Raw genomic sequence first — 6,757 nt, forward strand, 5'->3', positions numbered from 1 at the left:
CCCTGCGCGCGGCGCCGCGCGTGCTCACGACGGCATGCAGGGCGACCGGCTGCACCACGGACCCGGCGGCGGATCTGGCCAAGGTGGTCGACACCTACGGCAACGGCGTCGACGTCATGGACGCCCTGACCACCTGGGAGTTCGTGGACCCGGACTACACGACGATGATCGACGCCCTGCACAAGGCGGCGAACGGCGACCCCTCCCTGCTGCAGGGGCTGATCGAGGGTGTGCGGGAGGGCAGCGCGGCGAGCGCGGAGGAGCTCAGTCAGGGGCTGCACGCCGCCACGCTGTGTCTGGACGGGCGTTATCCGTGGGGCCGGTCCGACACGCCGGTGGCCGGACGGCAGGAGGCGCTGGAGAAGGCGGGCGCGGAGCTGACTCCGGCGGACTACGGCCCGTTCGACGCCGCGACGGCGACGGGCCTGGGTTCGATGCTCAGCTGTCTGCACTGGCCGAGCACGCCCGTGCCGCCGTTGCCGCCGGTGCACCGCAGGTTGCCCGGCGTACCGGTTCTGCTGCTCGGCGGGGACCGGGATCTGTCGACGCCCCTGGAGTGGCTCTACGACCAGAAGCGGCTGACGCCTCACGCCCGGGTCGTGGTGGTGCCGGGTGCCGCGCACTCGGTGCAGAGCAGGGCGGCCGACGACAAGGGGCGCCAGGCGGTGGTCGACTTCCTGCTGGGGCGGGACTGACGCCGAGGTGACCGGCGACGGGCGCCCGGCGCGGCGGGACCCGACTGAACGCTGGGCCTTCGTCCGGGAGTTGGAAGCCGGTGACGCGCGGACGTTCGGAGAGGGCTGGAGTCGTCAGGCGAAGACGCGCGCCAGGGCATCCAGCACCTCCAGCCGGGCCGCCGGAGTGCTGCGGGCGGCCAGGTGGCCGTCCGGGCGGATCAGAAGGGCGGCGGCCGACTCGACACCGTAGGCATCGCGGAACTCCCCTGCGCCGTCGTGGACGAAGGGCGTCAGCAGCCCGGAGGCCCCGACGTCCGGTGCGAGCACCGCGTAGCAGGCCAGCGCCGATCGGGCCGTGTTGCGTGCGACGTCGGCGAGTTCGTCGAACCCCGCGGCCTGCTCGTCGGTGCCGGCGTAGAGCAGGAGCACGTGGTCACGTTCGCGGAGCAGATCGTAGAGGCGCAGCGGATGGGCGACGAGCGGATCACGCAGGCCGCCGCAGTCGGGGGCCCGGTCGCCCGCGGCCGGTTCCGGTCCTCCGGTCCCCGGCTCGACGACGGGACTGTCCCGGTAGGAGACGAGCAGCTGGGCCTCGCGCAGCAGCACGGTCCTCACGTCGTCGTGCTCCGCCGTCACTCCTTGGCCGGCATGGCGCACGGTGCGTTCCACGACCTCCTCGCCGACCGGTCGGCGTTCCGTCGTGTAGCTGTCCAGCAACCTGGGCTGCCCGAGGCCCTGGACCGTGAGTGCCAGCTTCCACGCCAGGTTGTGGGCGTCCTGGATGCCCGTGTTCATGCCCTGGGCCCCGGTCGGCGGATGGATGTGCGCCGCGTCGCCGGCGACGAACACCCGGCCCTCGCCGTAGCGGTCGACGATACGGTGGCCGATCCGGAACACCGATGACCATCGCATCGTGGAGGCGGTGACCGGTCGGGGCGACAGCCGTTTCAGGGCGGCTTCGACCTGCTCGATCCGGGGGGCCTCGGCGCTCTCCGCAGCGTGCGCCGCCGCGTCCGCCCCGACGGGCTCAGGCGGTTGGTCCGCGTGCCGTTCCGGCGGGACAAGCATCGACACCCGGTACCGCGAGCGGCCGGGCAGCGGAACGCAGACGAGCAGGTCGTCGACGGTGCCGTCCTCGGTGCGGTGCATGGCGCGCAGGGCATGGCCGGCGGGCAGGTCCCAGTTCAGCTCGACGTCGGCGAGCATGTACTCCTCGGGGAACGCGCCGCCCTCGAACGACATCCCCAGTCGTTCGCGCACCAGACTGTGCGCGCCGTCGCAACCGACGAGGAACTGACTGCGCAGCTCCGTCTCCTGACCAGTGTCGGCGCGCAGTCGGCTCGTCACCCCGTCCGCGTCCTGGTCGAAGGACAACAGTTCCGTTCCGCGTTCGATCTGCGTGCCGTAGCGGGCGAGGTGTTCCTCCAGGATGCGCTCGGTCTCGTACTGCGGCAGCGAGGCGAAGCCGTACGGCACCTGGGGCGGCAGCGCCAGCTCGATCTCGGCCTGCTGGGAGCCGTTGACGTAGACGAGTTGTCCGCGCAGGGGCGCCGCGACGTCGAGCGCGGCACGCACCATGCCCATCCGGTCCCAGATCTCCAAGGTCCGCGGCTGCACGCCCACGGCCTTCGCGTAGGGCAGGCGCTCCGGCAGGCGGTCCACGAGCCGGCACCGCACGCCCCGTCGTCGCAGCTCCACCGCCGCGGTCAGACCCACCGGGCCGGCACCGGCGATCAGGACTTGGGTCTGGGTCATGCGCGTCTCCCGAAAGCTGCCCCGCGCGCACGCCCTGCCGCTGATCGTCCGCACGGCCGGATCGGTTCCTCTCCATGCTCGCGCGCGGTACAGCCCACCGCCACCGTGCCGGCCGGTACCACGCCGACGGGCGTCACCCGTCGGTCCTGGCCGAGTCGCGCACCGGGGACGCAGCACCGACGATGAGCTGAAGATCCCCCACGAAGGAAGACCCGATGCCCTCCCCCAGTCGCGTCCGTCCCCCTGAAATGCGCCCCGTCGCCGTCGCCACGGCCGCCCTGACCTGTCTGTTCCTGGCCGGCGCGCTGGCCGGATGCGGCGGCGGCAAGGGGTCCACCGCCAGCCCCTCCCCCACGCCGCCGAACACCGGGTCCTTCTCCTCCCAGACGATGCCGTCCGCGCTGGCCTCCTCCGCCTCCGCGGCCATCTCCTCCGCTCGCGCCTCGGCCTCGGCGGCCGCCTCCTCAGCGTCCGCGCGCGCCTCGGAGTTCGAGGCGTCGGTGTCGGCCGACGCGGCTCGCCGGGAGGCGGTTGCCAAGAACGCCCTCAAGGACGTCAAGGGGCGCGGGAACGCACTGTCCGACGTCGGCATGACCGGACTGCCCAAGGCACAGACGGGCAACGTGCTCGCGGTCCTGGTCACCATCACCAACAAGACCGACCGCAAGGCCTCCTATGCCGTGCAGGTCGACTTCGAGGACGCAAAGGGTCACGTCGTCGAGACCCACTACACCGGCGCGGAGCATCTCGCGCCCGGCCAGCGTCAAGAGCCCATCGTGTTCAGCCGCAAGCCGCCCGAGCCCAAGCTGACACCCCGCCTGGTCAAGGCGCAGCGTTACTGATCGCGGGTCGGGCCCCGGCCGGCCGAGCGGGGATGGGGTCGCCCGGGTCAGAACCTGGGCACCGGTGCCTGGCTCTCCACGAGGCGTGCGGCCTCCTCCGGCGTGGCCACGGAGGGCGGGGAGCCGGCCAGCGGGCGGCGCGCCGTCTCCTTCATGCACGCCACGGAGACCACGCCGACGAGCGCCGCGGCCATGGAGTAGTAGGCGGGCATCAGGTCGCTTCCCGTGGCGGAGATCAGTGCGGTGATCACCAGGGGGGTCGTTCCGCCGAACAGGGAGGCGGAGAGGTTGAAGGCCACCGCCGCCGGGCTGTCCCGAAGAAGCCCCGGCGCCGGTCGGGCGCGTACTCGGCGATGAACGTGGACGCCCCTCCGTACTCGCCGCCCGTGGAGAAGCCCTGCACCAGTCGGAAGAGGATGAGCAGGGTCGGAGCCCAGAAGCCGATGGTGGCGTACGCGGGGGTCAGGCCGATGGCGAACGTGCCGATCGCCATCATGATCATCGTGAGGGCCAGGACCTTCTTGCGGCCGATCCTGTCGCCCATCGGGCCGAACACCATGCCGCCCAGGGGGCGCACCAGGAAGGACACCGCGAAGGTCGCGAACGACGACAGCAGCTGCACGGTGGCGTTCCCGGACGGAAAGAAGACATGCCCGAGCGTGACCGCCAGATAGCTGTAGATGCCGAAGTCGAACCACTCCATGGCGTTGCCGAGCGAGGCGGCCTTCACCGCCCGTCTCACCGCGCTCTCGTCGGTGACGGTGATGTCGGTGCGCCGCAGCGGGCGGTTCCTGCGCCGTTCGATGGCACGGAACAGCGCGCGATGGCGCTTGACGGCCTCCGGATCGGCGTCGATCACCCGAAGACCGTCCTCGTTCTCCGCCATGGGAGCTCCCTCCTACCAGGCACGGCTGTGCACGAGAGCGCTTGCTCAGTCGTGGCAATGGCAAACGGATCAGGCAGTGAGAGCGACATTCGCCACGTCGGCGTCCGGCTCTTCGGAGCCGTGCCGATCACGGAGGGCGCGGTCCGGGGGCAGCGAGGACGCACGTGCGTTTACATCGGACCCAGCTCTCGCTACCTTCTATGGGAGCGCTCCCATAGCCTTCCGCTCAGCGCTTGTCATGTTCTGATCAATCAAACGAAAGGGAGCCCCTTGTGACGAGACGCAGGACGTATTCCTTGGTCGCGGCGCTGGCCACCCTGTTCGCCGCGTTCGGCCTGACCTTCCTGGGTCAGGGCCAGGCGCAGGCGCACGGCATGGCGATGATGCCCGGCTCGCGCACGTATCTGTGCCACCTCGACGCCGTCACCAGCACCGGCGCACTGGACCCCACCAACGCGGCCTGCCGGGACGCGCTGAACAAGAGCGGTCCCACCGCGCTGTACAACTGGTTCGCCGTGCTGGACTCCGCCGCCGGGGGCCGCGGTCCCGGCTACGTGCCGGACGGCAAGCTGTGCAGCGCGGGCGACCGTTCGCCGTACGACTTCTCCGCCTACAACGCCGCCCGGGCGGACTGGCCCCGAACGCATCTGACGTCCGGGGCGTCGATGCAGGTGCAATACAGCAACTGGGCCGCACACCCGGGTGACTTCCGGGTCTACCTCACCAAACCCGGCTGGTCCCCGACGACGGAGCTCGGCTGGGACGACCTGGAGCTGATCCAGACGGTCACCAATCCCCCGCAGCAGGGCACGCCGGGCACCGACGGCGGGCACTACTACTGGGACCTGACGCTTCCCTCCGGCCGTTCCGGCGACGCGCTGCTCTTCATCCAGTGGGTGCGTTCGGACAGCCAGGAGAACTTCTTCTCCTGCTCCGACATCGTCTTCGACGGTGGGCATGGCGAGGTCACCGGCATCCGCGGCTCGGGCGGCACCCCGGCACCGACGCCCACCCCGACCCCCACGCCGACCGATCCCAGCGGTGCGTGCATGGCCATGTACACCGTGACGAACTCCTGGAGCGGCGGTTTCCAGGGCTCCGTCGAGGTGATGAACCACGGCACCGCGCCGCTGGGCGGCTGGGCCGTGCGATGGAAACCGGGTGAGGGCACCGCGATCGGCAGTGTGTGGAACGGTGCGCTGACGAAGGGCACGGACGGCACGGTCACGGTCAGGAACGTCGACTACAACCGGACCATCCCCGCGGGCGGCAGCGTCACCTTCGGCTTCACGGCCACCTCCACCGGCAACAACTCCCCGGTCGGATCCGTCGCCTGCGCCGGCTCGTAGGCGCCGCGACCGCTTCGGCGCGCCGCCCGGCGGCCGCCCGAACTCACCGCATCAAGGAACTTCAGCCAGTCCACGGAAGGAGAGCCGATGGTGTCGAGGACGGTGCGACCGCCGGGCAGGCGGGCACTGCGAGCGGCGGCGCTCATGGCTCTGATGGCCGCGCTGCCGGCGTGCCTGGCCGGTTACGGCCGCGCAGCGCCGCCCGGGGAGCCGGCGGCGACGAAGCGTGCCGGGTCTCCTGGAGGGTGGACCAGTGGTCGGGCGGCTTCACCGCGCGGGTGTCCGTCACCAACCTCAGTCCCCAGGTGACCGGCTGGACGCTGGGATGGACGTTCGACGCCGGTCAGCGGGTGATCTCCGCCTGGAACGCCGGGGTCACTCAGACGGGCACGGCAGTGACCGCCGCCGGTCTCGACTACAACGGGTCGCTGCCGACCGGGGGTTCGGCGGCATTCGGGTTGCAGGGCACGTGGTCCGGCGTCAATCCCGCTCCCCACGACTTCACCTTCGACGGCGCGCCCTGCGACCCCGGCTCGGACCCGAGCCCGGACCCGACGCCCACTCCCACGCCTACGCCCACGCCCACGCCCACGCCTTCGGACGGTCCCGCTCCGGAGTGCGCCGGCGCGACGGTGTGCTCCGGTTTCGAGGACCGGACCGGGAGCGTGCCGTCGGGTGCGTGGACGGTCGTCGAACCTGACTGCGGCGGTTCCGGAAAGGTGGCCGTCGACACGTCGGTGGCCCACACGGGAAGCCGCTCGGTGCGGGTGGACGGAGCCGCCGGCTACTGCAACCACGCCTTCGTGGCCACCACGAAGGACGTCTCGACGGTGGGCCCCGTGGTGTACGGCCGGCTGTGGGTGCGCCACACGACGTCTCTGCCCGCGGCGCACGTCACCATGGTCACCCTGGCCGACGCGCGCGACGGCGGACGGTACCTGAGGGTGGGTGGCCAGAACGGCGCCCTCCAGTGGGACCGGCAGTCCGACGACGCGACCCCGCCCGCGCAGAGTCCGGCTGGGGTGGCGCTGAGCACACCGTTGCCGACCGGCCGCTGGGTGTGTCTGCGTTTCGCCCTCGACACCACTCGGCAGAACATGGACACCTGACTGGACGACAGGCAGATCGCCGGACTGCACGCGGACGGCACACCCACGCAGGACGTCGACGCCCAGTGGCTCAGCCGCACGACGGCGCCCCGCCCCACCACGCTGCGACTGGGCTGGGAGAGCTACGGCACCGGTGCCG

At 71.5% G+C, this 6,757-nt stretch carries 4 protein-coding genes and 2 pseudogenes; 4 read left to right on the top strand and 2 right to left on the bottom strand.

What is annotated here, in order from left to right; genetic code table 11:
• Window positions 1-695 (top strand): alpha/beta fold hydrolase (locus BZY54_RS45750; RefSeq protein ID WP_143668331.1); only part of this gene is annotated, 695 nt, incomplete at its 5' end.
• Between the two features lie 114 nt (window positions 696-809).
• On the opposite strand, the gene BZY54_RS45755 is transcribed toward BZY54_RS45750, so the two are convergent.
• Complete coding sequence (locus tag BZY54_RS45755) at window positions 810-2,432, bottom strand: FAD-dependent monooxygenase (RefSeq protein WP_086731248.1); 1,623 nt, start codon at window positions 2,430-2,432, stop codon at window positions 810-812.
• Between the two features lie 215 nt (window positions 2,433-2,647).
• Between BZY54_RS45755 and BZY54_RS45760 the strand changes: the two genes are divergently transcribed.
• On the top strand, window positions 2,648-3,274 hold the full coding sequence (locus tag BZY54_RS45760; RefSeq protein ID WP_086731249.1) for a hypothetical protein: 627 nt from the start codon (window positions 2,648-2,650) through the stop codon (window positions 3,272-3,274).
• A gap of 47 nt (window positions 3,275-3,321) precedes the next feature.
• Here BZY54_RS45760 and BZY54_RS45765 read toward each other — a convergent pair.
• Window positions 3,322-4,160: pseudogene (locus BZY54_RS45765) on the bottom strand (MFS transporter).
• Between the two features lie 272 nt (window positions 4,161-4,432).
• Here BZY54_RS45765 and BZY54_RS45770 point away from each other — a divergent pair.
• Together BZY54_RS45770 and BZY54_RS45775 are read left to right on the top strand one after the other, a co-directional pair.
• Entirely contained in the window at window positions 4,433-5,509 is a 1,077-nt protein-coding gene (locus tag BZY54_RS45770) for a lytic polysaccharide monooxygenase auxiliary activity family 9 protein (protein WP_244217664.1), read from the top strand.
• Between the two features lie 278 nt (window positions 5,510-5,787).
• Window positions 5,788-6,757: pseudogene (locus tag BZY54_RS45775) on the top strand (cellulose binding domain-containing protein); the annotation flags it as partial.

Origin of the sequence: Streptomyces carpinensis (assembly GCF_002154505.1) — a bacterium.
In the GTDB taxonomy this organism is placed as follows: domain Bacteria; phylum Actinomycetota; class Actinomycetes; order Streptomycetales; family Streptomycetaceae; genus Streptomyces; species Streptomyces carpinensis.